Annotated in this window: 25 protein-coding genes; 12 read left to right on the forward strand and 13 right to left on the reverse strand. The window is 63.5% G+C overall.

Going from position 1 to position 26,317, the window contains the following annotated elements; translation table 11 throughout:
• Positions 1-118: 118 nt before the first annotated feature.
• Positions 119-721 (reverse strand): superoxide dismutase, encoded by a 603-nt coding sequence (gene sod / locus HBNXHr_RS12030; protein WP_275883721.1) that lies wholly within the window; start codon positions 719-721, stop codon positions 119-121.
• 318 nt (positions 722-1,039) lie between these two features.
• Between sod and arcS the strand changes: the two genes are divergently transcribed.
• The 3 genes from arcS (at position 1,040) to HBNXHr_RS12045 (ending at position 4,353) form a co-directional block, all read left to right on the forward strand.
• Positions 1,040-2,788 carry an archaeosine synthase subunit alpha gene (gene arcS / locus HBNXHr_RS12035; RefSeq protein WP_275882319.1) on the forward strand — a complete coding sequence of 583 codons (1,749 nt, stop codon included), beginning with the start codon at positions 1,040-1,042 and terminating at the stop codon, positions 2,786-2,788.
• The gene (locus HBNXHr_RS12040; RefSeq protein ID WP_275882320.1) at positions 2,785-3,201 is read left to right on the forward strand and encodes a VanZ family protein; all 417 of its coding nucleotides are present in this window, start codon (positions 2,785-2,787) and stop codon (positions 3,199-3,201) included. Before arcS ends, HBNXHr_RS12040 begins: the two co-directional genes overlap by 4 nt.
• 75 nt (positions 3,202-3,276) lie before the next feature.
• Positions 3,277-4,353, forward strand: coding sequence for an archaeosine biosynthesis radical SAM protein RaSEA (locus tag HBNXHr_RS12045; protein WP_275882321.1), 1,077 nt, complete (start codon positions 3,277-3,279; stop codon positions 4,351-4,353).
• A gap of 1 nt (position 4,354) precedes the next feature.
• Here HBNXHr_RS12045 and HBNXHr_RS12050 read toward each other — a convergent pair whose 3' ends face one another.
• Positions 4,355-4,591, reverse strand: coding sequence for a hypothetical protein (locus HBNXHr_RS12050; protein ID WP_275737453.1), 237 nt, complete (start codon positions 4,589-4,591; stop codon positions 4,355-4,357).
• A gap of 158 nt (positions 4,592-4,749) precedes the next feature.
• Here HBNXHr_RS12050 and HBNXHr_RS12055 point away from each other — a divergent pair, with 158 nt between their 5' ends.
• Entirely contained in the window at positions 4,750-4,977 is a 228-nt protein-coding gene (locus HBNXHr_RS12055) for a hypothetical protein (RefSeq protein ID WP_275882322.1), read from the forward strand.
• A 43-nt stretch (positions 4,978-5,020) separates the two neighbouring features.
• Here the strand turns inward: HBNXHr_RS12055 and HBNXHr_RS12060 are convergent, their stop codons facing one another.
• Complete coding sequence (locus HBNXHr_RS12060) at positions 5,021-6,028, reverse strand: hypothetical protein (RefSeq protein ID WP_275882323.1); 1,008 nt, start codon at positions 6,026-6,028, stop codon at positions 5,021-5,023.
• A gap of 129 nt (positions 6,029-6,157) precedes the next feature.
• Between HBNXHr_RS12060 and HBNXHr_RS12065 the strand changes: the two genes are divergently transcribed.
• Both HBNXHr_RS12065 and HBNXHr_RS12070 read left to right on the forward strand, forming a co-directional pair.
• The gene (locus HBNXHr_RS12065) at positions 6,158-6,580 is read left to right on the forward strand and encodes an HIT domain-containing protein (protein WP_275882324.1); all 423 of its coding nucleotides are present in this window, start codon (positions 6,158-6,160) and stop codon (positions 6,578-6,580) included.
• A 69-nt stretch (positions 6,581-6,649) separates the two neighbouring features.
• Complete coding sequence (locus HBNXHr_RS12070) at positions 6,650-7,522, forward strand: transcription initiation factor IIB family protein (protein WP_275882325.1); 873 nt, start codon at positions 6,650-6,652, stop codon at positions 7,520-7,522.
• A gap of 50 nt (positions 7,523-7,572) precedes the next feature.
• Here HBNXHr_RS12070 and HBNXHr_RS12075 read toward each other — a convergent pair whose 3' ends face one another.
• From HBNXHr_RS12075 to HBNXHr_RS12095, 5 genes are all read right to left on the reverse strand, one after another.
• Positions 7,573-13,383, reverse strand: coding sequence for an LAGLIDADG family homing endonuclease (locus HBNXHr_RS12075; protein ID WP_275882326.1), 5,811 nt, complete (start codon positions 13,381-13,383; stop codon positions 7,573-7,575).
• 102 nt (positions 13,384-13,485) lie between these two features.
• Complete coding sequence (gene phaC, locus HBNXHr_RS12080; RefSeq protein WP_275882327.1) at positions 13,486-14,763, reverse strand: class III poly(R)-hydroxyalkanoic acid synthase subunit PhaC; 1,278 nt, start codon at positions 14,761-14,763, stop codon at positions 13,486-13,488.
• Between the two features lie 5 nt (positions 14,764-14,768).
• The gene (locus HBNXHr_RS12085) at positions 14,769-15,317 is read right to left on the reverse strand and encodes a poly(R)-hydroxyalkanoic acid synthase subunit PhaE (RefSeq protein WP_275737460.1); all 549 of its coding nucleotides are present in this window, start codon (positions 15,315-15,317) and stop codon (positions 14,769-14,771) included.
• Positions 15,318-15,359: 42 nt separating this feature from the next.
• Positions 15,360-15,911 carry a hypothetical protein gene (locus HBNXHr_RS12090; RefSeq protein WP_275737461.1) on the reverse strand — a complete coding sequence of 184 codons (552 nt, stop codon included), beginning with the start codon at positions 15,909-15,911 and terminating at the stop codon, positions 15,360-15,362.
• Between the two features lie 2 nt (positions 15,912-15,913).
• Entirely contained in the window at positions 15,914-16,204 is a 291-nt protein-coding gene (locus tag HBNXHr_RS12095) for an AbrB/MazE/SpoVT family DNA-binding domain-containing protein (RefSeq protein WP_275737462.1), read from the reverse strand.
• 539 nt (positions 16,205-16,743) lie between these two features.
• On the opposite strand from HBNXHr_RS12095, the gene HBNXHr_RS12100 reads away from it, so the two are divergent.
• The 4 genes from HBNXHr_RS12100 to HBNXHr_RS12115 all read left to right on the forward strand — a co-directional run bounded on the left by HBNXHr_RS12100 (position 16,744) and on the right by HBNXHr_RS12115 (position 20,204).
• Positions 16,744-17,124: a hypothetical protein gene (locus tag HBNXHr_RS12100; RefSeq protein ID WP_275737463.1), complete on the forward strand. Its 381-nt coding sequence runs from the start codon at positions 16,744-16,746 to the stop codon at positions 17,122-17,124.
• Positions 17,121-18,224 carry a hypothetical protein gene (locus tag HBNXHr_RS12105; protein WP_275882328.1) on the forward strand — a complete coding sequence of 368 codons (1,104 nt, stop codon included), beginning with the start codon at positions 17,121-17,123 and terminating at the stop codon, positions 18,222-18,224. Before HBNXHr_RS12100 ends, HBNXHr_RS12105 begins: the two co-directional genes overlap by 4 nt.
• Entirely contained in the window at positions 18,224-19,627 is a 1,404-nt protein-coding gene (locus HBNXHr_RS12110; protein ID WP_275882329.1) for a glycosyltransferase, read from the forward strand. The genes HBNXHr_RS12105 and HBNXHr_RS12110 overlap by 1 nt, the downstream gene beginning before the upstream one ends.
• Before the next feature lie 100 nt (positions 19,628-19,727).
• Complete coding sequence (locus tag HBNXHr_RS12115) at positions 19,728-20,204, forward strand: MaoC family dehydratase (RefSeq protein ID WP_275737466.1); 477 nt, start codon at positions 19,728-19,730, stop codon at positions 20,202-20,204.
• Positions 20,205-20,220: 16 nt separating this feature from the next.
• Here HBNXHr_RS12115 and cgi121 read toward each other — a convergent pair whose 3' ends face one another.
• Positions 20,221-20,757 carry a KEOPS complex subunit Cgi121 gene (gene cgi121 / locus HBNXHr_RS12120; protein WP_275737467.1) on the reverse strand — a complete coding sequence of 179 codons (537 nt, stop codon included), beginning with the start codon at positions 20,755-20,757 and terminating at the stop codon, positions 20,221-20,223.
• A complete protein-coding gene (locus HBNXHr_RS12125) occupies positions 20,757-23,252 on the reverse strand; it encodes an ATP-dependent DNA helicase (RefSeq protein ID WP_275882330.1) in 2,496 nt (831 codons plus the stop codon). The genes cgi121 and HBNXHr_RS12125 overlap by 1 nt, the downstream gene beginning before the upstream one ends.
• Before the next feature lie 84 nt (positions 23,253-23,336).
• Between HBNXHr_RS12125 and HBNXHr_RS12130 the strand changes: the two genes are divergently transcribed.
• Positions 23,337-23,582 (forward strand): ferredoxin, encoded by a 246-nt coding sequence (locus HBNXHr_RS12130; protein ID WP_015789866.1) that lies wholly within the window; start codon positions 23,337-23,339, stop codon positions 23,580-23,582.
• Positions 23,583-23,625: 43 nt separating this feature from the next.
• Complete coding sequence (locus tag HBNXHr_RS12135) at positions 23,626-23,799, forward strand: hypothetical protein (protein ID WP_275882331.1); 174 nt, start codon at positions 23,626-23,628, stop codon at positions 23,797-23,799.
• Positions 23,800-23,825: 26 nt separating this feature from the next.
• Here HBNXHr_RS12135 and HBNXHr_RS12140 read toward each other — a convergent pair whose 3' ends face one another.
• From HBNXHr_RS12140 to hisB, 3 genes are all read right to left on the reverse strand, one after another.
• The gene (locus HBNXHr_RS12140; protein ID WP_275882332.1) at positions 23,826-25,118 is read right to left on the reverse strand and encodes a glucose-6-phosphate isomerase; all 1,293 of its coding nucleotides are present in this window, start codon (positions 25,116-25,118) and stop codon (positions 23,826-23,828) included.
• Positions 25,119-25,179: 61 nt separating this feature from the next.
• Positions 25,180-25,704, reverse strand: a complete 525-nt coding sequence (locus HBNXHr_RS12145) for an amino acid-binding protein (RefSeq protein WP_015789863.1) — start codon at positions 25,702-25,704, stop codon at positions 25,180-25,182.
• Positions 25,701-26,288 (reverse strand): imidazoleglycerol-phosphate dehydratase HisB, encoded by a 588-nt coding sequence (gene hisB, locus HBNXHr_RS12150; protein ID WP_275882333.1) that lies wholly within the window; start codon positions 26,286-26,288, stop codon positions 25,701-25,703. Before hisB ends, HBNXHr_RS12145 begins: the two co-directional genes overlap by 4 nt.
• Between the last annotated feature and the right edge of the window lie 29 nt (positions 26,289-26,317).

Here is a 26,317-nt window from a genome sequence, read left to right on the forward strand (position 1 = left end):
CCGCGAGCCACGACTATCTCGACCGTCGCCGTAGTCGGGTGAGTCACGGCCGCGGCGTTGCATCCTGTCTTTCGCGAAAAAATGCCCACTGCAGTGTGTTCGAGACGACGTCGCGTATCTACTCGAACAGTTCGACGGCCTGCTCGAAGCGCGCGGCGGGTTCCTCCCAGTCGACGACCTCGAAGAAGTTCTCGACAAACTCGCCGCGGGCGGGCCCGTAGTCGTGGTAGTAGGAGTGCTCCCAGACGTCCAGCGCCAGGACGGGGTGGCTGCCCCAGAGCGCGCCCTGGTCGTGTTTGTCGACGACGACATTGCGAAGCTGGTTGCTGAACGAATCGTAGACCAAAAGCGCCCAGCCGCCGGCCCCGCTGGCGGCGGCCTCGAACTCGCCCTTCCAGGCGTCATAGGAGCCGAAGTCCTCCTCGATTCGCTCGCGGAGGTCGCCCGCGGGTTCGTCGCCACCCTCCGGGCTCATCGACTGCCAGAAGAGGTCGTGCAGGACGTGGCCGGAGCCGTTGTGCGTGACGTTGCGGATCGCGCCGGCCGAGGAGTCGAACTCACCGGCCTCGCGGTTCGCCGCGAGGGTCTCCTCGGCGGCGTTCCAGCCGTTGACGTAGCCCTGATGGTGGGTGTCGTGATGCCAGCGCAGTACCTGCTCGGAGATGTGCGGTTCCAGTGCGTCGTAGTCGTACGGTAGCGGCGGTAGCTCGTAGTCGCTCATGTTACGCATTTCCGAGTAATGCGTGGGACGGATATGAACGTTCTCTGTAGCGGATTTTAGAAGGATACTTGATATTCAAATTTCGTCTCTTGAACGGTTATTGGCGGATATAGGCCATCGATACGAAATACCTATACTCGTTTTGATTGTTTTCACTTGCCGCAACGGAATGCCGGATATGGTCGAATCAGATCAGATAGCGTATATATGGCGTATCGCCGGGCTGAGACAGACGATCGGGAGGGCGGCGGATCGGTTTCGGACTGAGAGCGTTCGGGACTGGAAAGATAGTTGTGAGCGCGTCTCCGAATGGGTTCCATGACCGAGTATTTCGAAGTGATCGACCGGGACGGGGCCGCCAGGATCGGCGACCTCCGGCTGGCCGCGTCGATCACTACGCCGGCGCTGATCGACGACGTGCTCGTCGACGCCGGTGACCTCTGGACGGAAGATCGCCAGGTCCCCGATGGCAGCGACGACGAGTTGACGGTCCTGCCCCACCGCGGGTTCCCGGCCGGGACGCCCGAGGAAGTCCAGACGGCCTTCGACCCCGCCGTCCCGGACGTCGAGTATCCCAGCGCCGCCGTCATCTCCCCGGAGACGGCTGCCGATCACGGCACCGACGCGTACGTCCTCGCCGGCGGGGCCGGCCTGGTCGGCCACAGTGAGGCGTTCGTCGACGCTATCGTCGAGACTCGGGAGTCGATCCCGCCGGATGCCGGCCTCTACCTTCCGGGCGTCGCCACGCCCGGCAACGTCGCCACCCTCGCGTACGCCGGGGTCGACCTCTTCGACACGGACCGCGCCGTCGTCCGTGGGACCCAGGGGTGGTATCTCACCCGCGACGGCGAGTATCGCCTCGCCGACCTCGACGAACTCCCGTGCTCGTGCCCGGCGTGTCAGCAGGCTGTCGAGGACTTCGACCGCGAGGACTGCGTCGAGCACAACGAACGCGTCCTCGACGCCGAGCTCCGGACCGTCCGCAACCGGATCCGTGATGGGGAACTTCGGGACTACATCGAGGGCCAGGCCCGCCACGAGCAGTGGCTGACTGCGACGATGCGGCGACTCGACGACGAGTACACCTACCTCGAACAGCGCACGCCGCTGCTCCGGAAAGCCGAGATCACGGCGTCGACCGACGACACGCTCCGGCGGGTCGAGATCCAGCGCTTCGCCGAGCGCGTTACCGACCGCTATCGCAACCGCTTCGATGCCCCCCTCGTTCTGGTGCCGTGCTCGGCGACGAAGCCATACAGCGACTCCCAGAGCCACGGCCAGTTCCGCGAGGCGATCAACTACCGCGGGCACGTCGCCTCGATGACCTCGCCGATCGGCGTCGTCCCCCAGGAACTCGAACTTACCTACCCGGCCCAGCACTACGACACCGTCGTCACCGGCCGGTGGTCCGAGACGGAGATCGAATTCGTCGCGGATGTGCTCGAAGCCTACCTCGCCGCCAACGACTACCCGCGCGTGATCGCCCACGTTCCCGAGGACTACCGGGCGATCACCGAGCGCGTCGAGAAGCGCCTCGACCGGGAGTTCGAGTACACCGTCGCCGATCACCCCACGACCGACGAATCGCTCGCGAACCTCTCGAAAGCGCTCGCGGGCGAGCAAAAGTACCGCAAGCGCGAGCGCCAGCACAACGTGATTCGCGCCATCGCCGACTACCAGTTCGGCGCGGGCGCTGGCGACGAACTCTTCGGGGACTTCAGCGTCGAGAGTCGCTATCCGAAGCTCCGGGTTCGAGACGACGACGACGAGCAACTCGCCGCGATGGTGCCCGAGTACGGCGTCCTCGCGCTGACGCTCGCCGGCGCTCGACAGTGGGTCGACGCTGACGTCCCGACCAAGCGCGTCGAAATCGACGACTTCGTCCCCCACGGCAGCGTCCTGGCGCCGGGGATCCTCGACGCCGACGAGTCGATCCGGGTCGGTGACGAAGTGGTCTTCGAGGGGCCCTCGGCGTTCGCGATCGGCCGGGCGAACATGAGCGGGCCGGAGATGGTCGCCAGTTCGCGGGGGATCGCCAGCGAGGTCCGCCACGTCGAAGAGAAATGAGCGCGGGGGCCCGGCCGGTCGATCGACCGCTACGGTGGCTGATCGTCATCGTCGTCGCGGCGATCCTCTTCGTCGCGGCGGTCGTCGAACCTTCGTCGGATATCGCCCGATCGGGACCGTTCGGCCTGCTCACACAGGCGACCTGGCTGCACGTCTTCGGCTACGCCTTTTTCAGCCTGACGCTGGTGTACGCACTGCTGGATACGCCCGACGAGCCGACGCTCCATCCAGCGGTCGTCCCCATCATCGTCGTCGCCTACGGCATCCTGCTCGAACTCGTCCAGATGTTGATCCCCTACCGCTCCTTTGGCGTGGGGGACATCCTCGCGGACGCGGTCGGGGCCGTCGTGGTGGTCGCCGTGTGGGCCTACGGCCGGGCCGCGCTGGCGGCGCTCGGGTTTCGCCGGTCGTGAGATGATCTTGATGGGATCATCGATCACAAGGTAGGGACGCAGGGGCTTTAGGGACTGACCGGCTATCCGTTTCCAATGAGCCAGCCGAGTCCGGACGTCTACGAGCAGGGACGGGGCATGGATGCCCACAATAAGGTGATGCGGGAGATCCGCTCCCGCAACGACGCCTCCTACGAGCCCGACGAACCAACCCGGGTCTGGATCGACCGGGACAACACGCCCGACGGCGTCGTCGATTCGCTGACGATCGTCCTCAACACCGGCGGGTGTCGGTGGGCCCGGGCCGGCGGCTGCACGATGTGTGGCTACGTCGCCGAGAGCGTCGACGGCGGGACGGTCGCCCACGAGGACCTCCTCGCCCAGATCGACGCCGCTCTGGAACAGGAACGCGAGACCCACGACGGCACCTGCCGGCAGGTCAAGATCTACACGTCGGGAAGTTTCCTCGACGAGCGCGAGGTCCCCGCCGAGACCCGGCAAGCCATCGCCGACGCCTTCGGTGATCGGGATCGGATCGTCGTCGAATCGCTCCCGGACTTCGTCGATCGGGAGAAGATCGCGGACTTCCGCGAGCAGGGCCTTGCCGTCGACGTGGCGATCGGTCTGGAGACGGCGACCGACCGGGTCCGCCACGACTGCGTGAACAAGTACTTCGACTTCGCCGACTTCGAGGACGCCTGCGCCGAGGCCCTCGCCGCCGACGCCGGCGTGAAGGCCTATCTCCTCATGAAACCGCCGTTCCTCAGCGAGAGCGAGGCCATCGAGGACATGATCTCCTCGGTCGAGCGATGTGCGGCCGTCGATGGGTGTCACACCGTCTCGATGAACCCGACAAACGTCCAGCGCTACACGATGGTCGAACAGCTCTATTTCGACGGCGGCTACCGCCCGCCATGGCTCTGGAGCGTCGCCGAGGTCCTCCGGGAAACGGTCGAGGAGGACGTCACCGTCGTCTCGGACCCCGTCGGCCACGGCAGCGACCGCGGGCCGCACAACTGCGGGGAGTGTGACGAGCACGTCCAGACGGCGATCAAGGACTTCAACCTCCGGCAAGACCCGAGCGTGTTCACGCAGGTCGAATGTGAGTGCGAACGAACCTGGGATGTCGTCCGCGAGCGCGAGAAGAGCTACTCGTTGCCGCTCGCGCAGTGAGTCAGGTCGAGTCGTCGGTGACGGCCATGATCCGCGGCAGGGCTTCGTCACGGATCAGCTTCGCCCCCGCGATCAAGAGGAGCGCGCCGACGACGATTTCCCAGACGCCGACCATCTGCTGGCCGGCGGTGAGGTTTTCGAACCCGGCGGATTCCGCGATAAATCCCACGAGCGTCAGCACGCCGGCCAAAAGCGCCATCGCGACGCCAGTGAGTTGCTCGACTACAACATCTAACATACACCCTCCTACGAGAACCGGCGATTATGACTCTTTTCGTTCCGTCGTCGGGCCGAGGACGTGCTCGCCAGCCTGCTGATGCGTTGAGCGACCATCGTGCCCGATCCGGGCGACGCGTGACGAAATCGTTATATTTTCTCCCGAGATATGCGACGAAGATGGCACCTACTCGGAATATAAACTATGCATCGTGGACGAAAAACAGCTTTCTCCTCGGCGTTGCCCTCCTGTCGATCGGCGCGTTGGGCCACATCGTCGGTCCAGCACTCGTCGGTCAGTTAGAGGGGTGGGTATCGACGCTGCTGCTCGACCTGGAAATCCTCGGCGTGTTGATCGGCCTGATCGCGCCGCTCGTGTTCGGCATCGTGCTCCCGCTGACGGAGTAGCGGCCTGGCTCACGGCGACGGTCGAGACAAAAATCAGCCCAGCTCAGAAGAACGCGGCCGCTTCCGTGGCGTAGTCCTCTGGCGGCACGTCGACGACGCTCTCGTCGTGGAGCGTGGCGAAGAACGGTGAGTCCGACCAGTAATATTGCTCGAAGACCGCCCGGGCGACCAGGTCGATCACCGGCGGGTTCGCCGGATCGCCGTCCTGGAGCGTGATCGCGAGGTTGAAGCTGTTGTGGCCGGCCGACCCGTAGTACTGGAGGCCGTTGACGATCCCGGCCGCCAGGTCCTCGACGACCGGATCGGTCGGATCGGGGACGTCCACGCCCGGCGCGACGCCGCGGACGTGGCGGTGGTGTTTGGGCGCGTACGGCGCGACCCACTCGACGGCGCCGGTCGAGCCGATGTATCGGTCGGTCTCGGTCGTCTCCGAGACCGAGTCCTCCCAGTAGGAGGCGTCGTGTTCCTCGCGGTAGGCGCGGGCCGCCTGGGCGCGGTCGGTCTGGAGGTTCGTCCCGCACTCGTCGACCAACGTCTGCATGTGGGGATGGATGATGCTGCTGCCGGCCGGCCGCAGGAAGTTCATGTTGATCGAGGCGTACTCGTCAGCGGCGTCGGACTCGAAGGCGGTGGTGACGAACTCCAGGGCAGCCGCCAGCCCGTCGGTGAACTGCTGGACGGTGAACTCGTCGATCGGGACGTAATGATCCTCGGTCAGGACGACCACGTTGGAGTGGTCGCCGTAGGGGTTGAGGTTGGGGAACGATGTCGCCTCGCCCCACTCGCCGCGGTCGAACCCGACCCAGTCAGGATAGGTCGGCGTCGCCTCTGTGACCATGTCGGGACAGAAAAAACACCCTTCGCTGTCCCCGACGACGGCATCGATGTCGGGGTCGCCCTCCGGCCGGACGAAGTTCTCCGAGACGATCCGTGACTGGCGTCCTGTGAGCGGATCTTCGCGGATCTCGGTCTCGACTGAGACCTCCTCGAAGTCCTCCAGCGGACTGTGGAACCACGTCGTCTGTGTAGCGGGGTCGAAGTCGAACGTCATCGATTCCGACTATACGGAGAGCGCTAAAAAAGCTACCCGCAGCGCGTCCGGGCCACGCGTTGTAACCGGACGCGACGAGTTACAGCCAGGACCCGGCGGTTTTTGGGACGGGCGGTCGTTCACTCGGATATGCCAGACTGCGTGTTCTGTGCGATCGTCGACGGCGAACTGCCGAGTCACACCGTCCACGAGACCGACGACGCCCTTGGGTTTCTGGACGCCAACCCGCTCGCGAAGGGACATACGCTCGTGGTTCCCAAGGACCACCACGAGCGACTCGATGACCTCCCCTCCGAGACGGCGACGGGGTTCTACGGGGCAGTTCACGAGGTCGTCCCGGCCGTCGAGGCGGCCCTCGACGCACCGGCGACGACCGTTGCCGTCAACAACGGCGAGTCCGCGGGACAGGAAGTCCCCCACGTTCACGCCCACGTCGTCCCGCGCTTTCCGGACGACGACGCCGGGCCGATCCACGCACTCTTCGACGATCGCCCACACCGTTCAGCTGCCGAGCAATCGGACCTCGCTACCGTGATTGCCGCCGAGATCTGACTTTCGGCAACCTCAGTTTACAGTAATATCAATAGATTAATTACGTTGAGTTGTCTTTTCATAGTTGCTGTGCACGCTCCAGGCACATCGGGGGAATGCCCGGAATGTTCGGGGGAACTGATGCGTGACGGTCGTGAAGCGATCTGCCAGGACTGCGGGCTGGTCGTCTCGGAAGTGCAGGTCGACCATGGACCGGAATGGCGATCGTTCGATGACGACTCGACCGACCGACGACGGACCGGACCGCCGATCTCGCGGTCGCGTCACGATCACGGGTTGTCAACCCGGATCGGGCGTGATCGTGGCGCACCGCCGCGACGCCGACGCCGGATCGCGCGGTTGCGCCGCCAACATCGTCGGTCCCAGACGTCTTCGAAGGCCGAGCGGAACCTGATGTACGGCATCATGGAGATCCGCCGGCTCGTCGGCCGGTTGTCACTGTCTCGAAACTTCCGTGACGAGGCGTGCGTCCTGTTCGAAACAGCCCAGGGGGACGGGCTGTTGCACGGGCGCTCTATCGAGGGGATGGCTGCCGCCGCGGTGTACGCCGTGTGTCGCATCGCCGGCGTCTCGCGGACGATCGAAGAGATCACGACGGTCGCCCATGCGAGCGAAAGCGAACTCACAGTGGCCTACGCTGCCATCAACCGCGAACTGGGGCTGGAAACCGGGCCGATCGATCCCCGGGAATACCTGCCCCGGTTCGCCAGTCGGCTCGACCTCCACGTCGACATCGAGCGTCGGGCTCGTGAACTCGCGGCGTTCGTCTCCGAGGAGAATCTGGCCGGCGGCCGTGCGCCGAGCGGGGTGGCAGCAGCGTGTCTATATACGGCGGCCTGTGAGCGGAACATCGACGTCACGCAACGCGAGGTTGCGGATGTCGCCGGGGTGGCACCCGCAACACTCAGGTCGACGTATCAGGACGTGCACAGCAACGCCTAACGCGCACAAGCGGCGGAGAACGGGGGAGTAGAAACCGGTCGTAGAGACGATCAGGTCGTCCGGAGATGGTCGGTACGGGGTTCGTACACCTCGCCTTGCTGTTTGAGCTTCTCGATCTCGTGTTCGGCCTTTGAGGCCTCCATCCCGACCTCCTCGGCGCGCTCGATCACCACGTCGACGGGTGCGCCCTCGTCGTACTCTTCCTCGATATCGGCGATGATCCCGCGGATGTTCTTGATCCGATCGCGCTGTGACTTGGAGGTGCCCGTCTCGACCACGTCAGCGTCGAGTTCGCCCGTCTCCGGGTCGATCCCGATGTCCTCCAGCGACGAGCGGACGATCCCGATGACGCGTTCGGCGTCTTCCTCCTCGACGGTATCCGAGAGTCGCACCCTGGCGCTTGCCTCGGCGAGCCGCACTAGCGCCTCGAGTTTCCGGGCCGTGACGGGCACCGGCGCGTCCTCGCCCGAGCCCTTCGTCCGCAACTCGACGTAGAAGTCCCGGATCGCGGCTTTGGCCTCCTCGGTCATCGTCGGGAAGCAGTCCCGCTTGGCGAAGGCGACGTACTTCCGGAGGAGTTCGGGGTCGATCTCCGGGGCGACCGTGTCGGTGACGTTCGCGACCTCCTCGGCGCTGTAGTCCGAGGTACTGTTTTGCTCACGGTGGGTGTTGAGTTCACCCGCGTAGTTCGTCCGGAGGATGTGCTCGGCCAGTTCGGCGTCCGCCTCCTCGTCGGGCTCGTCGGTGACGGTGAAGATGAGGTCGAACCGGGAGATGAGTGCCGGCTCGAGGTCGATCTGCTCGCCGATCGGCTCGTACTGGTCGAAGCGGCCATACTTGGGGTTTGCCGCCCCGAGCAACGAACAGCGGGATTTGAGTGTGGCGTTTATTCCAGCCTTGGAGATGCTAATACTTTGTTGTTCGAGGGCTTCGTGCATCGCCGAACGATCTTCGGAATTATGAACGACCATTCCGTTGGCGAGGAAATTGTGGGTGCCTTCGACAGTCAGGTCGTACACTGAATCGTAGTCGTGGTCCGGGACGCTCTCGACGTGTTCCACCGTTCGAAGCCCGATATCGCCGAGTCTGGATTCCGCCGGGCCAAGGCGATCGGATGAGGTGTCGATTTGGGCTATTCCACCGTCAGTTGCCATCTCTGAGCCTTCCGGGACGAAAACGAGATCGCCCGGTTGCAGGTCTTCGGCAGGTGTCTCGACTCTCCCGCGGGCCTGTTCGATGAAGAACGGATGATCCGGCGTGACAGTCACTTCTTCGCCAGTCGAGAGCGTCACCTCGTGGAGTGTCTCGGGTGCGTCGTACTCGTGGATGGCCGTCACCGGGCGTTTCGTCAGCGTATTATCGTCGGTCATCGTCCACACGTCGAGATCGACATCCCGTATCGTGCGCCCGTTCGGGAGTTCCTCGATGGAGCCCGCTTCGGCAGCCTCGATAGCCAGTTCGCGTATTCGTCGTTGTCCATCACCCGTCTGCACGAGAGTATTTCCGATCACACAGCGCATCTTGTCTAACTCGTCCACTGCCGCGATCCCGCGATCGGCCAGCACCAGTGCGCCGGCTTCGAGCGTCCACTGTTGGCCGTCCCCGAAGTCGTCCCTCACAGCCGCAGCGGTGTTGTGCGTGACCAGTCCGTTGCCGAGGAAGTTGTGCGTCTCCGGGACGGTCAGGTCGAAGACTTCCTTCTCGCCCGTGTCGACGGCGGCGACGACCTCCTCCCACCGGAGATCGGCCTCGACGGCCTCCTCGACGAGCGGTTCGACCGGCCCGAGATCGATGTCCGCGAGCATCGATCTGGCGCGAGCCCGGCCCGGGTTGTCGCCGCGGTTGACGTTCTGATAGTAGTCGCCGGCAACACCGTCGACGGCGGCGAGCGCCGACCCAACCGGAATCTTCTCGCGCTGGCGTCGCTCCTCACGGACGATCTCCTCGAGAGCGGTCTGTTTCTCCACACTCTCGAAGCCGATCGCCTCGGCGTAGTTGTCGATCTCCGCACCGTACAGCTCCAGGAAGTACTGGACGTGGCCGGATTCGATCTCGTGGCCGTTGGCCAACTCGGACGTTCCGCGTCGATCGCGCTCCCGGTTTCGAGCCTTCACACTGTAGGACTCCAGCATGAGCTGGACCTGCTCGGCCAGCGTCTCGCTGATCGTCGACAACAGGACGCTCGACCCACCGTTCTCCCCGCGCACCGAGACCGAACCGTCGGCGTCCATCAACCCGCGGAGGAACGCGTCTCCGTGTTCCGCGACGGTGAGTTCAGGAGCGAGTGCGAGGTCTTTTTTCGGACTCTCCATGCCGGCGTTTTCGAACAGTCGAGCAATCGTGACGCTGTTGACCCGAATGCAGGGCACGCGATCGTCCTGGCGTTCGATCGCCGGCCGCTTGTCGAACTTCGCTTCGAAGATGTCGGCCGCTCGTTCGAGCAGCGCCTCGTTTCCGTTGGAGATCCGAACCATCCCGCGATTCCCGTCGCGGCGGTCCAGTGAGATGTCGCCGTCGCCGAAGACGAGCCCGAGCAGGTACATGAGGTCCGCGTCGAAGGTCTCCGGGATCGTGATGCTGTCGCCGTGCCGGACCATCAGGCGCTCGAAGTCGACGGCCGACCGTGTCGCGTCGATGGCCTCGAGCATTCGATCGAGTTTCTCCAGCGGAACGTGGCGGTTCTTCAGGTGAGCGTAGATGAAGTCCTCTGAGAGATCCAGGGCGTCGGCCGCATCCCGGAGGGTGCCGAATTCCTCGGTGAGTTCCGTCCGGAGGAACTCGATGGACTCCTCTGTAAGCCTCACTTTCTCCGTCGAAAGCGTCAAGAAATCCCGGACCTCGACTGCGGAGCGATCGAGGTCTGCAAAGCGCGGTGCGGCGATGAAATCGCCGGCCTCGACATCCGAGATTTCGGTCCACTCGATCCCCTCGCTCCCGCAGGTCAACACCGGCGTGTTCACCGAGGCTTCGAGTTCTTTGCCGTACTCGGTCTCGATCCGGCGGGTCGGCTTCTCGGGCATCCGCCAGACGTGACTCGACGTCCGGGCATCCATCTCGCCGTCGTCTCTGTCGAACGTCTGGACGTCGATCGCTCGCTCGGCAGCCGTTTCGGTGGCGACTGGTTCCGGGAGTTCCTGCGTCACGACGTCCCGAATCTGTCTGAATCCGTCCTCGGTCTGGATCCGGGTGTCTCCAGTGACGCACAACCCTGCCGAACTGGATCCCTTCCCCGAGGTGAAAACTGATCGTGGTGCGATATGTCGGATATACTGGAGAATCTGTGAATTGTGAGAGACGACACCGTTGGAAACGTAGCTGTGGGTCCCCTCAACTTCGAGGTCGTACACCCACTCATCGTCGGGTTCGACCGTTTCGATCGAGGAGATGCGATCCCAGCGAACGTCGTTCGTCGCGAGATCGCCCAATCGGTCGACAGTGGGTTCGACGGCGAGTGCCTCCTCGAGTCGGTCGCTGACGACCCCGCTGGCGGCGACTGTCTCACCGCCGTCGGGTGCGACCGCGTTGCGCTCGTAGTAGCTGATCGCCGTCTGGGTGACGTCCATCCCATCGGCGAGCGATTGCTGTGAGATCCCGAGTTCGTCCCGCAGTTCGACGATCGTCTCCCAGTCCTCGCCAGCCAGCCCGTCGCGCTGGTCTTTCAGCCACGCGAGTCGCTCCTCGAACGCATCGACGACGGCGCGGAGCGATTCGCGACTCGGGTTTCGGTCGCCGCGCTCGTAATGCTGGTAGGTGGTTCTGGGAACGCCGCAATCTGTTTGTGTGAGCGCGAGAGCTTCACGGACTTCACGTAGCGTTTCCGAAAGGCCTGGAATGACGTCTGTATTCGTGTTCGATGGTGTGTCTGTGAACGCACGTGACGCCGTTGCTTTTCGGTCGGTAACAAATCCGATTCGATCCACGTACGTGCGGAAATCAGTCCCACTGATCCGAAGACGGTAACTTCCGTTCTGTCGGGATTCGAGATGTGCGTTGATGCCGAACGCGAGAAGGAGCGCTTGGACACCGTCTAGCAGTTCCCGACTCATTGAGGCGACAGCGATTTCACGCTCCTTCGGTGAGACGGTCCCTTCGCTGTCGACGTATGCGCGCAAGAACGCCCGCTTGTTTTCGAGAGATGCACGGAAGAGAGGATCCGGAACGCGCTGTTCGGCGGATCGTTCGTGGATAGCCGGTTCGAGTTCGTGGAGGAAATCGACGAACTCAACGGATGAACATGTGACGATATCGACGGAATCACGGGTGTGATGTGCACGTCTCGTGGTCCGCAACCCCAACGACTCACAACAGGCAGACACGTCCTCGAGGATTTCTTCGTCGGCATTCGTGACGACGACCGATCCGTTAGATTCGCTATCAGTCACGTGTCCTTCCGCGATTATGTACCCGAGTAAGCGCGAAAGACGTGGTGTGATCTCGGACGGTGTCTCGAGGTGATTCGCCAGATCTCGATCGACCGTATAATGTGATATCGATAGTCGATCGTCTCCACTCTCAGCTAACCGACGAGGGGCCGCAAGAAAGTCCCCCTCAGCCAACGTTTCTGCCGTGCGGGGTTCGAGACCGAGGCCAGATTGGACAAACAATGGATGAGACGGCGTCACGGTTACTTCACGACCGCTTCGACTTCGAATAGTGTACAACTTCTCGGGGGCCTCCCGCTTCCAAACCTTGGTTACTCGCTTTCGCGTGACTGTTCCATCGTGTCCGAGCGTTTGTACCTGGAAGTCAGTCGTATCGTACCATCCATCGTCAACAGGAACAGGATCGTCGAGATTCGATTCGACGATGTCTCCCAATGCTCGCCGTGTCCCATCGGCCAGTGTCACATTAGTGTCATATTTCTGGCACTTACCTGTACCAGGGTCCCCGATTAGAAGCACGTGGAGGTCCCCCCGAATCCGAGACTCGTCAGGCAGATGTTTTGTCACGCCAGAGAAGAGTTGGAGCGCGATCGCGAGTTTCTCCTGGTCGTAGCCGTAGATCGAGGGCGCGATGGAGTCGGTCATCTGCTCGTAGATGTCCCGCTCCTCAGAGAGGGCGACAATCTCCTTTTTGTCGTCTTCGTCGATGTCCATCTCCTCGAACTCCTCGTCCTCGATCTCGACGCTGACGCCGTTCATGTAGACGTCGAACATGGCCGACTTCTCGCGGTCGTTGCCACGCTGATCGAGTTTGAGCACGCCGGTCACCCGGACGTGATCGCCCGCGGTGACGTGGCCGGTGATGTCGTCCTCGATGTTGACGTCGATGTTCTGGGGCGTCTCCCCGCCACGCAGCCCTTCCGGGGATTCCTGCACCCGGAGCTTCTGGGCGTCGATGAACTCCGATTGATCAAAGTTGATCCGGAAGGGCCCCTGGCGTTCACAGCCCTGGCACTCGTGTGGTTCCTGGAAGTCGCCGGTCGATTGGGGGATGCGAGTGAGCGTGCCACAGCGCTGGCATTCGAAGGCGGCGTCGGTGATCTTGGGTCTGACCTCGGTGGCCTTCCGGATGATGCCCTGGATGCTGACGAGTTGGCCGCGGTGGTCGGCTCGAATATCCCGGATGTCCGTGGATTCCGGGAGGTTGGTCATCCGGACGTGAGCCTGGCCGAGCTTCACGTCGATCGGCAGGTCAAAGAGTCGGAGGGCCTCCTCGGCGTACTCCTGCAACTGGTCGGGTTTGTTGCGGTAGTCCTCCGCCAGGTCGGGGTCGAACCGGTAGAGGTCCTGGTAGTCGACGAACAGCGACTTCTGGTCGTTGGGGTATTTCTGGGCGAGCTCGCCGATCTCGTTGCGGTAGTAATCGCGATAGAACTCCTCGAAGAGATCGATGAACTCCGTGTTCTCCGCGCGAGCCATTATAATAGCCACTGTTGAGCGCACTGCCCCAAGAAGGTTCGCAAACCAGGGTGGAAGTGGACGGACGGCAAAAACAAAACGACGGCGGCGACCGACGCGTCCTCACTCGATGGCTTCGAACCAGTCCTCGACGCGGCCCGGCGGGGCCTCGGCGAGCTCGGCGACGGTCTCGCGATCCGAGGCGGCCAGGTCCTCGACGGTCTCGATGCCGGCCGCCCGGAGGCGCTCGGCGTAGGTCGGGCCGATCCCGTCGACGGTCTCGACGTCAGGCGAGCCGCGGGACCGGTCGCTGAACCACTCGGCGACCTGGGGCCAGACATCCTCGTGAGTGCTCGAGGAGACGGCCATGCCGACGTGGCCCGTCGAGTACTCGATGATCTCGGTGTCCTCGCTGGGGATGACGTCGTTGAACGGCTTGCTCGCCGTCGGCGGGACGAGATGATCGTACTCGCCGACGATCTGCAGGACCGGCATGTCGATGTTCCCGATGTCGACGTGCTGGTCACCCAGATAGAGTTCGTTCTCGTAGAGCTTGTTACCCTGGTAGATGTCCTCGAGGAACTGGGCGTAGGTCGCGCCGGCGACGTCGACGCCCTCATCGAGCCACCGTTCCATCCGTGCGAAGTTCTTCACGAAATCCTCGTTGTCGAGGTTCTCGACGAAGCGGACGTACTTGGTGACGTAGTTGTCGATCGGATCCATCAGGGCAAAGCCCTCGTCTAAGAACTCCGAGGGGACGTTCCCGAACGTCTCGATGACCTGCCGGGGATCGTAGTACGCCTCGGCACCCCACTGTTCGAGGACGCCGCCCGACTCCTCGAAGTGCAGTCCGGTGGCCATCAGTCCGAGAGCATTGATTTTCTCGGGATGGAGGGCGCTGTACATTACGCTCATCGTCCCGCCCATGCAGTACCCGAGGATGTTGATCGCGTCCTGGCCCGAGCGCTCCCGAACCGTGTCGACGCAGTTGTCGATGTAGCGCTCGACGTAATCCTCCAGGGTAAGGTGCTGATCGAGCCGCGAGGGCTCGTTCCAGTCGATGAGGTAGACGTCGTGGCCCCCTTCCAGCAACCGACGGACGACCGAGCGGTCGGGCTGGAGATCGAGGATATATGGCTTGTTGATCAGCGCGTAGACGATCAAGATCGGAACGTCCTCGCGTTCGTCCTCCGGAACGTCGATGCCTGCCGCCTCGGGATCGTAGTGGAGGAGTTCGAGTTTGTTCTCCTCGTAGACGACGTCGGCAGGTGTGGTGCCGACCTCGACGTCGGCCATCGTTTCGAGACGGTCGTCGAGCACCTCGGCGGTCTCGCCGGCTGCAGTCATCTCCTCGAGCGCCCGGCGTTGGACGTCCATCGCGGCACTCATTGGGTCTGGCATGTCGATCACTCCTCTACGGCCTCGAGAACACGGTCGAGTTTCTCCTCGACCGCGTGCTGACGGCGTTCGAGTTCGACCAGCCGTTCGCCGACTTCCTCGACGTCCCCGCGGGTCGGAAAGCCAAGGTCCGCGATGGCCTCCTGGCTGAGGTCGTCGGCCTCCTGGCGCATCTCGAGCATGGACTGGATGAGTTGGCCGTTGGCGGCAGCAAACGCGCTCGTGCCCATGATCTCCTTTGCGGCCTCGTTGGCCGAGGACAGCCAGATATCACGGAACTCGGTGGGATCAACGTCCTCGCCCTGAGCCGCGTCGGCCGACCGTTCGAACATCCGTTCGGCGGCGTCCATCCATACCTCCGCCGCCTGGTTGTACCCCTCCATGCCCTCGGTGAGTTCGTCGTCTTCCATCACCGAATCCGACAGAGTTTCCGACCAGGACTCGACGAACGCCGCCTGGGCCTGCATGTTCTGCTCGACCGATTCGGCGACGGCCTCGTTCATCTCCTCGACCATCTCACTGTACTCCGCGCCGATGTCCGCGTTCTTATCGCTCATGGTTTATCACGTGTGCGCTGGTAAGAAAAAACTACGTCCCTCTCAGGCGTCGACGGCCTCGGCGGCCTGTTCCTGAACGTCCTGAATCTGCTCGCTGACTTCCTCGACTTGTTCCTGGAGGTCCGCTACCTGATCGGCCATCCCCTCGACGGCTTCGACCGACTGCGTCTCTAAGTCCTCGTGGGCCTCGATCAGCATCGAGATCTGATCGTCGAGGGCGGACAGCGAATCGGCGGTCATCTCGTCGTAGGCCTCGGCACCCTCACCGAGTTCCTCCTCGACGGCGTCGAAGGCCTCGGCGTGGTTCTCAAGCAGGAATTCGAACTGCTCGTCGACGGTCGAGCGCAGTTCCTCGACGGCCGGCTCGACGCCGGGGACGCTCGATTCGATCGCATCGAGGTACGTGTGGACGGCCGTCTGGCTCAGTTCGACGCCGCGACGCTGGACGGACTCCTGACTCTCGAAACTCCCCATGACGGCTTCGTTCATCCGCTGCTGGAGGGAGACGGTCTGTTCGAGGGCCTTCTGGCTCTGTTCGATGGTTGCGCGCTGTGCTTCGAAGACGGTCGTTACGGGCGTGGTGTAGTCTGCCATTGTTAGTCACTCCGGTTGCGTTTGACCGGGAGGACGACGGCCTGGACGATGTCGCCTTCTTCGATGTCCAGCGCCTCGCGCTCGGCATCGGGGATGGAAAGCCGACCGCCGCTCTGCACACGGGTCTTGAACGTCGCCAACTTACTCATCGTCCCGATCTGGTTCATGTCCAGTCCGGTCGCGCCCCCACCAGTCATCTGGCGAAGTAGCTCCTGCTGTTGTTCGAGCGCCTTCTCGCTCGCTTCCGTGAACATCGTCGGCGGCCATGGGAAGCCGTCGTCCTCGTCTGTCATCGGTCAACTGTAGATAGTCCTTTCAGATACTTAAGCTTTCCTCTCAATACCATTGAAAACCATTAGATGGCAGCGAACGCACGACTCGTCCAATAGTGCAGTTGCCACCGGGGGCGATCGGCCGATCACAGTCCTACGGCCCACCACATCCGGAGTGATACACCGATCGAAGACATCGCCATCCCGGCCCACGCTCCGGAGGCGATCGACCGATGGGGCTGTAATGGCGGGAATATACATATCTATAGTATATTCAAAATGTATATAATCGTGAACTACTTGGCATTGGATTTCGTTACTGGAAATGGAATTGATACTATGGTGGGTACGAGCCCTGTGTCCTTGGTGGAGGGGACAACCGATTACAGATCCGTCTCGTGGGCAAAACGGAGCGAAGCAACGCGTGTGGCGTTGGACCGGCCCGGTCAGCACACCCGACCGATCAGACCAGCAGACGTAGGCAGGCCCGACAGGGAGGACGTGTCTGACCCGGACGGACCAGCACAGACTGGAACCCATTGGGGTTTCCCACGAGAGCAATGGTTGATGCGCTGATCGTTGAGGACGACGAGACGACCCGGTCGGTCCTGGCCGAGCGGCTAGCATCCGACGGCTTCAAAGCAGTTGCCAGACCGTTCGCCAGTGAGTGTCGCCAGTTCATCGCGAACAACGGCCCGCCGGAGGTGTTCGTCATCGATGCCGTCCTCCCGCGGGCGGATGGCGTCGCGTTCGGACGAGAACTCGCTGACGGGTACTCCGGGACCGTTGGGGTGTTTCTGTTCAACTATCGTAGCCGGGTCGATCTGAGCCTGTCAGGACAGGACGCGACTCTCCTGGCAGTGTCTGAGCGCCCGGGACTGGAAGTCTTTCCATCGGTCGACCCGGAGCGGATCGCCCAGCGAATGTGGAGGTACGTATGATCGAAGGAGCCGTTGCGGACGCATATCGGCTGTTCGCTGTCCTATCGGCTGCCGGGTTGGTGACGACGGGGACCCTTCTCGTAGCGATCTCGGTGATCCGTCATTACCGGGATCGCTACGTCGAATCCGTGATCGGGGACCTCCGGCCGGAAATCGTCGCGCGGGCCACAAGCGACGATCCTGAGTGGGTGCCGTGGATTACCGAGCTCTCGTTTGTCGAGCGATACGTCCTTCGCAGGGAGACCCGAAAGCAACTGGAGAGCGTCTCAGGGGCCTACCGGGAAAATATTTCGACCCTCGCTGTCGCACTCGATATCGACACTCGAGCCCGCCGACAGCTTGCCTCCGATAATGAAACGCACCGACATCGCGGACTCGTCACGCTGTTGTTGCTCGACGCCAGGCTTGATGTCGATCGTGCCATAGCCACTGCCGAGACCCAGTATGAGCGGGCAATAATCGCAAGACATATGCAGGATTCCGGCGATCAGTCCCGTGCGGTTGAACTCCTGGTAGAGCCGGGAGAACCGCTTCCCGGGTTCGCATTGTACACACTATATCATATCGTCCGTCAGAACCCCGCGACCCTCATCCGTGAGACACCGGCCTGGAAATCATGGGACACCACGCTGGTCGTCCAACTGCTCTCGATCCTGCGTCGCGTCGAGTGGGTTGAGACACCGGAAGTCACGTCGTGGCTCCGGGTATGCCTGAGCGCCGATTCGCCGGCGATCCGGGCTGGGGCCGTCAACGCGTTGGAACCGTACATCTCAGCCACCGGAAGCGTCCCACCCCGTCTCGATATCGACAGCGTGCTCCTCGATCCATCGATACGGGTCCGTGCTGCGGCGTTTCGTCAGCTGTCCGACGTCGATGATCTCCGGACCCAGGAGTTGATTCGTTCGATCGCGGATCGCGAACCGAGCAAAATCGGACGACACGTCGTGGCCACGGAGCTCGATCGAAACCACCCCGAGACGGACATCCAACCGCCCCGATGGTCGATCAACTGGCGGGCACCCTGGGATCTCGAATGGGAGAACCAGCCGCTTCTCGCGCCCGAGGAGGGCGAGGCAGAACGGCGGGAGGTCCGAATCTAATGTGGCTGCTCGATACGTTTCTGCCGGTGATCGGCATCACGTTTTTGGTGGTGATCTGTGGGTCGTATCTGCTCATCCATCTAGCGGCAGTGATTCGAATGCGAAAGCAAGTAACTGGTCGGGCCTGGGAGCCGGTCTATGACGTGCTCGAGGATCCACTGGTCCCCGATATCGCCGTCGTCGTTCCGGCGTACAACGAGGAAACCGTGATCGTCGAGAGTGTGCGGTCGTTCCTGAATCTGAACTACCCGAACTTCGAGATCGTCGTCGTCAACGACGGCTCGACTGATGGGACACTTGCGGTACTCGACGAGGAGTTCTCGCTGACGGAGTTGGAGGTTCCACCGATGCTGTCGGATGCACCCTGTGAACCAGTCCACGGCGTCTACCAGTCGAACGCCGTCGAGAATTTGCGCGTCGTCGACAAGGAAAACGGCGGAAAGGGCGACGCCCACAACGCGGGTATCTGGCTCACGGACAGCGAATTGTTCTGTATCGTCGACGCCGATACGATCATCCAGCCGACCTGCCTTGCGAACATGGTCCGGCCGTTCCTCGAACATCCGGACGAAATGGTTGCGGTGGGTGGCCCCATCCGCGTCGCCAACGGGTCGACCATCGACGAGGGACTGATGACACGGCCACAACTGCCCTCGAACCTGCTGGCGGGCCTCCAGCAAGTCGAGTACATTCGGGCGTTTTACTCCGGTCGACTCGGCCTCGATCAACTCCGGAGCCTCATTCTTATCTCGGGCGCATTCGGCCTGTTCCGGACCGATCTGGTCCGTGAGATGGGTGGCTACGATGAGGACTCGATCGTCGAGGACATCGAGTTCACAGTTCGATTACACCGCCACCTGATCGATCGGGATCGCCCCTATCGTGTTGGCTACCTGCTTCACCCGCTCGTCTATACACAAGTGCCTGAGGACATCGCCACACTGGCGAACCAGCGCCGCCGCTGGTTCCGTGGGCTCGTTGAGACGATGGTCAAACATTACGACGCCATGTTCGATCGGCAGTACGGCCGGATCGGCATGTTCGCGCTCCCGTTTTTCTGTATCGGTGAGGGGATCGGGCGGATCCTCGAAGCGATCGGATACCTGCTGTTGCCAGTGATGTTGGCCGTCGGTGTAGTCTCGCTGAAACCCATTTTGTTCGTGTTCGTCGGCACGATGTTTTTCGGTGTGTTGTTGACGTGGATCAGCATCTTCACCGAAGTCTGGAGTTCGGGACAGTACGGCCATCCCCGACAGGTGCTCAAGCTCATGGGCCTCGCCGTGGTGGAGTTCATCGGCTATCGCCAGTGGCGAACGTTCGTGGCCGTCCAGGGACTGTTCGAATATGTCCGCGGCGAGAACTCGTGGGGTGAAATGGAACGGTCCACCCTGAACACCGATTGAGGGCTCGCTTCACGGATCGATACATACGGCGGTGACCTCCCACGCCGATTCTGTCGATTACCCCACAGTTTTGTATCAGGCCATCGAAACACCAGGCGAAATGAGCGATACACCGGACACAGCACTCGAAGGCGGTACCGATCTCCCCGAATGGGAGTGGAGTCGAACCGTCGAAAACAGCGACGCCGTCGGCGTCGGCGATACCGTCACCTTCAGCAAAGAGATCACCGACGACGACGTCACCAGTTTCGCCAGGGCCAGCGGCGACACCAACCCGCTCCACCTTGAGGACGAGTACGCGGCCGAAACGCGGTTCGGCGGCCGAATCGCCCACGGCATGCTGGTCGGGGGCCTCATCAGCGCTGCACTGGCGCGGTTCCCGGGCACCGTGGTCTACCTCTCCCAGGAGTTCGAATTCAAAGGCCCCGTGGGGATCGGCGACCGGGCGACCGCCGAAGTCGAAGTCGTCGATACCCTTGATGGCGGGCGGTATCGACTGTCGACGCAGGTTCTCGTCGCGGACGAAGTAGTCATCGACGGCGAGGCTGTCGTGTTGATCGACGAGGAACCCGCCTGAGGGGAGCAGTCCGGGGCTACTTCTCGACCACCAGCATCGCAACACGTTCACACACGAGATCCGACAGCGTCGCGTCGGTCGCGGCCCGTTCAGCGTCGGTGATGTCGAAGAAATCGGCGATCAGTTCTGGGTCAGAGAGTCCAAGCGTCTCGGCCGACCCAATACATTCCATCGCCTCGACGACCGTGCGGGCGGCCCGTTCGCGTTCGGTCACGCTGTCGCCCCCGCCCGCGCTCTGCCGGCCACCCACGGCGTGACAGACGACGACCGCCGGCTGCTCACCGCGGGAGACGCCCATGGTCAGGGCGTCCTGGATCTGGCGGCGACCGGCCGCGTACAGCAGGATCTCGACGCCGGGATCGCGGGCGATCATCTCATCTCGCGCGTGTGCGCGATCGGCCAGTTCGCAGGCCCGTCTGAGGTGCTCGCGACCGGCGACGTATCGCGCGTCGAACGCCTGGACCGCCACGCCGTGCTCGTTGCCGATCGCATCGAGTCGATCGAGAAACGCGTCCAGCTCGTCGATCCGAAGCGTCCCTTCGATTACCTCCATCAGAAGTCACCCAGGCTTGACTGATCGGCAGCGTCGTCCTCGTCACCGTCCCGTTCGGCGGTGCCAGCGCCGTTGGCGGCTGTCTCGCCGTCGCCGCCCCCCGCCGTCGAGGGGGTCCCGTCCGGTTCGACCGGCGTCACCTCGTCCATCGAGGGATCGCGATGGCCGGCATTTTCCAAGATATTCTGGGCCGTTTTCTCCCGGCCGCGAAGTGCCCCAAGCACGACACCCTTCTCTGCCTCCCGGAGGTCCTCGCGGGACTCGATGCCGGCGGCGAACAGTCGGCGGGCGCGCTTGCGACCCACGCCGCGGACGCCCGCGAGGTCGACGAGTTCCGCCCGGACGCCGTGTTCGACGCGCACGCGAGCCTCCCGGATCGCCGGCGTCACGTCCAGGCCAACCTCGCCGGCCAGCCGCTCGGCGGCGTTGAGCAACCACGACGCCGTCTCGACCTTCCCACGGATGTCGCCCGGCCCGACGCCGTAGCGCTCGGTGATGGTTCCCTCCTCGACCTCGTCGGCCCAGTCTTCGAGGAGTCGGGCGGTCTTCAGCGCCGACAGCCAGTCCTCGAAGCGACCCTCCTCGAACTCGCTTGGCATCGCGCCGAGGAACTCCGCTTCGCGCTCGTAGGCTTCCATGGAGTACTCCTCCTCGTCACCAGACCGGAGGTAGAGTTCGTACATGTCCGGCGTCCGGGAGACGAGGTGGTACAGCCCCATCGCGGTCGGCTGGGGGGTGTCGTCAGTGTCGTCGGAGTCACCGATGTCGTCGCCCGCGTCCGACACCAGTTCGCTGGCCGGCTCGAAGCCCGGCGGCTCGTCGTCCCGCTCCCCGTCGTGGGGTGATCGAGTCGATCGCTCCCCGGCCGTTCGCTCGAACTCGCGCAAGCCGTCGAGCATCTCCGCCGCGCTCATCGGGTCGAGGTAGAGTCGCGAGACAGTCTGGCCGATGGATGTGGCCCGAAGGGTGCCGTCCCCGTCGTCTTCGCGCGTGAGGAAGTCGTTGGCCTCCAGATAGGCGATCACCTCGTCGACGACCGTCTCCAGGCGGCCGCCCTCGGTCGTCTGGCTGGCATAGAGCGTGGCTTCGAGGAAGTCCAGCAGCCCCGCGCGGGAGTTTGCGAACCCCGAAGCCACCGTTGAGAGAATGTGCGTCCGGAGTGCGGGTTCGGCGGCGAGTTTCGACTGGACGGGTTCGGGGTCGGCCCAGACGTAGCGCTCGAACAGTTCGTCGAGTTCGTCGTGGCTGCTCGCCAGCAAGAGGGCCTCCCCGTACGGATCCAGCCCGGGGCGGCCGGCCCGGCCCATCATCTGGTGAACTTCCAGCACCGAGAGGGGCTGCATCCCGCCCGCAGTCCCGTCGTAGCGCCGCCAGTCCCGGACGACGACGCGCCGGGAGGGGGTGTTGACCCCGGCCGCCAGTGTCGGGGTCGCCGAAATAACCTTCACGAGACGCTCCTGGAAGACGTCCTCGACGAGCGAACGATGTTCCCGGGAGAGCCCGGCGTGATGGAAGGCCGCGCCACCCTCGACAGCGTCGGCCAGATCGTCGCTGGTCTCGGTGTCGCTGACATCGCGGATCTCCGCGGCGATCTCGGCGAGTCGCTCGCGTTCCTCGCCATCGAGGTGCGGTTCGGTCGTCGACGCGAGCCGGCGGGCCGCGGCCTCGGCGTTCCGCCGTGAGTTGACGAACACCAGCGTCGAGCCGTCGTCCTCCAGCGTGTCCCGCACGATGGCTGCCGTCTGCTTCTCGCTATCCCTGACCGGGAGGCGCTTCTGGTTGCCGTCTTCGAGATGGAGCGCCTGCCCGTAGTGGACGCCTTTTTTCAGGTCGATGGGCCGCCAGGTCGAGTCGACGAGTTCGGCGTCGAGCCACTCGGCGAGCGCGTCGGCGTTGCCGATGGTCGCCGACAGCGCCACCGTCTGAAGGTCCGGGTTGCGCTTTCGAAGTTTGGCGAGCGTGACCTCCAGGGTCGGGCCGCGCTCGCCGTCGTCGACGAGGTGGACCTCGTCGGCCACGACGCAGTCGAGGTCGTCGATCCATGGCGCATCGTTTCGCACGAGGGAATCGACCTTCTCGCTGGTGGCGACCACGACGTCTTTATCGGCGAGCCACCCGCCGTCGCTCTCGTAGTTGCCCGTCGAGACGCCGACCTCCAGGCCGTAGGCCTCGAACTGTTCGAACTCGGTGCGCTTCTCGCTGGCGAGCGCCCGGAGCGGCACGATGTAGAGCGCGGTACCGTCAGTTTCCGCTGCGTGGTCTACACCTTCGTCGCCGGCTTCATCGCCTTCCCCGTCCGTGATCGCCGAGAACATCGCGAGTTCGGCGATGAGGGTCTTGCCACTGGCCGTGGGCACGCTCGCGACGAGGTTCGCCCCATCGGTGACGCCCCGTTCGACGGCCTCGGCCTGTGGTGGATACAACTCCTCGATGCCCTCCGCCTGCAGGTGCTCGGGCAACCACGCGGGTACCCCCGGAATGTCCGCAACGTCCATTGGGCATGTTTTGGGTCGGCCCCCGGTTTAAGGGTTCGTCTGTCGGCGGAGAGTCTTATGTATGGCCGGCCCCGAGGGAGGCCCATGCGCATTGAATTCGACCGCGAGACTTGCATCGGGATGTTCCAGTGCGTCGTCGAGTACGATGCCTTCGAACGGGACGAGGACGCCGGGAAAGCCGTGCTCGTCGATGGCGAGGAGACGGACGACGGCATGGTGACACTCGACGTGGCGGCGGACGAGGAACTCGACGCGAAGTTCGCCGCCCGGACGTGCCCGGTCGACGCGATCACGGTCTACGACGACGAGGGCGAGCAGTTGGTGCCGTGAGTTTGTAGAAAGCTATATTTTGTCGTGTCCGCTGACAACTCGTATGGCACCGACTGTTCCAATCATCGCGGAGACGAACGAGAAGCTCGAACAGTTACAGGGAGAAATCGAACGCGAGACGGGCCACAGCGTGTCGAAAAATGAACTCCTCGATCGGATGGTCGATCGGGCGTTCGAGTCGAAATCGGAGCTGATCGAGTCGTTTCGAGCGGAATAATCGAGTCTGCAGCGGCCTGAACGCCCTCACTCGATCGTCAGCTCGGTCTTCTCGGCGACCTCGTCGGCTTCTTCGAAGTCGCCGCCGCCGAGCAGGCCGCGGGTGGCCTTCTTGCCCCATTCGACGGCCGGCTGGACGAATGCATCGACATTGTAGAGTTCGCCCGCGAGGATCGTCGCCGCCTCCATGCTGTAGAGCAACTCGCCGATCGCCGCCTCGTCGACGCGGTCGATCTCGATGCGGACGTTCGGCAGTCCCGCATTCGCGAGGCTGGCCTCCGTCGCTTCGAACTCGGCGTCGATCAACTCGCCCAGCGTCGAGCCACCGAGATACGAGAGTCCCGCCAGGTCTGTCTCGGGAATCGTCGTGTCCGCCCGCTCTTTGGGTCGAATGAACGTGACCATCTTGTCGTGGGGGCCGGCCCGGTAGAGCTGGAGCTGGGAGTGCTGGTCGGTCGCGCCAAGCGCCCGGACGGGCGTCTGGCCGACGCCGTCCTTGCCGACGCTCTCGGCCCACAGCTGTGAGTACCATTCGGCGTAGGTCTCCAGGGATTCGGCGTAGGGCAGCAGGACGTTGATGCCGGCACCGCGCTGGTCGAGCGCGTAGTTGACCGCGCCGTATGCGTAGGCGGGCGAGTCGAACAGCGAGGGGCCGAGCGCGTCGTCGGCGTCACGGGCACCGTCGAGGATCGCCTCGATGTCGTGGCCCTGCAGTGCGGCTGCCGCGAGTCCGACCGTCGAGAGCACCGAAAAGCGGCCGGGAACGCCGTCAGGAACGGGAAGCGACGGCAGGTCGTGTTTCTCGGCGAGATCCCGGAGGTTGCCCTCCGGTCCGGTCGTGACCCAGGTTCGTTCGGTCCAGTCGACCCCTGCGTCTTCCATCGCCTCGCGCACGACGAGGAAGTTCGACAGCGTCTCGGCGGTCATTCCGGATTTGGAGACGACGTTGAGTGCGGTCTTCGAGAGGTCGATGTCGTCGAGATGATCGGCGACCCACTTCGGATCGACGTTGTCGAGATAATAGGCGTCGACATCACTGTCCAGGGCGGCCGAGATCGTCGCCGCGCCCAGCGCGCTGCCGCCGATCCCGACGTTGATCAGCGTCTCACAGTCCGCGAAGGGTTCGACCGCTTTCTGAATCGCGTCGACGTCGACGTTCTCGGGCTGGTTCAGCGTCGCGTAGCCGTGTTCGTCGTTCGCTCGGCCGTCCTCGATGCGGGCGTGGGCCGCGGCGACGCGATCGTCGAGTCGTTCGAGCGCTTCACGGGGAATCCCCGGCGTGGCGACCTCGGCGAGTGCGTTTCCGATGTCTACCTGCATACGAACGTCATCCAGTGGCTCCCACCTACCTTTGTCGATCAGCGCTGGCGGAGTGGCTCGACTACTGCAATTCGATCTTGTGGACGAACGCCAGTTCGCGGATCTCGTTGAGCAGGTCGCCCGGCACGGCGTCGTCAGTGATGACGTACAGCCGTGGCTGGTCGGTGAACTCCGGGTCCTCGGTGATGACCTGCCGGATGGAGATGTCCCGGTCGGCGAGGAGTTCGGTCACGGTCGCGACGATGCCGGACTCCTCGGCCTCGCGGACGGCGACGGTCATCACCGCCAGATCCAGCACCGGCGCGAGGTCCATCAGGCTCGGGATCGCCGAGATGTTCTGAAAGATCCGCCGCAACTGCGGGTCCTCCAGAATGGCATCAGTCGTCGCGTCGACGACCCGCCGGTCGACATCCACCTCGCGAGCGATACCCGTGTTCGGGATCTCGATCCCGCCCGAAACGACCCGGCCGTCGTCGTTGACCGAGAAGCCACGTTCGAGTAGCAGACGGATGACCCGCTGCTGGCTCGGACTGTCCTCGAACTTTTCCATGATCGCTTCGAAGGAGGCGGACTGGTCGGCTGTCATAACTGCCCCTTCGTCGAGGGAGCGTCGGCGCGCCGGTCGTCGATCCGGGTCGCGTCATCGAGTGCCCGGGCCAACCCTTTGAACAGCGCCTCGACCTCGTGGTGGGCGTTTTCGCCCTCGACGCTCGCGTGCAGCGTGAGGCCGGCGTTCATCGCAAGCGAGCGCAGGAAGTGCTTCGCCATGACACTGGTGAACTCCCCGACGGTGGCCTGGGAGAACTCGCCCTCGAAGTCGAAGTAGGGGCGGCCGCTCACGTCGACGACGACGCTCGCGACGGCCTCGTCTAAGGGGACCCGCCGGTCGGCGAAGCGGTCGATCCCGCGTTTCTCGCCCAGCGCTTCGGTGAACGCTTCGCCGAGCGTGATCGCGACGTCCTCGACGGTGTGGTGGTCGTCGACAGCGAGATCGCCGTCACATCGGACGGTGAGATCGAACAGGCCATGCGTCGCGAAGGCATCGAGCATGTGGTCGAAGAAGCCGATCCCCGTCTCGACGGTCGACTCCCCGTCGCCGTCGAGATCGAGGGTCACCTCAATGTCGGTCTCGCCCGTCTCGCGGGTGACTGCGGCGGTCCGGTCGGTCATGGATCGATACACACCCCCCTCGTATTTGG

This window comes from Halorhabdus sp. BNX81 (genome assembly GCF_029229925.1).
Lineage (GTDB): Archaea > Halobacteriota > Halobacteria > Halobacteriales > Haloarculaceae > Halorhabdus.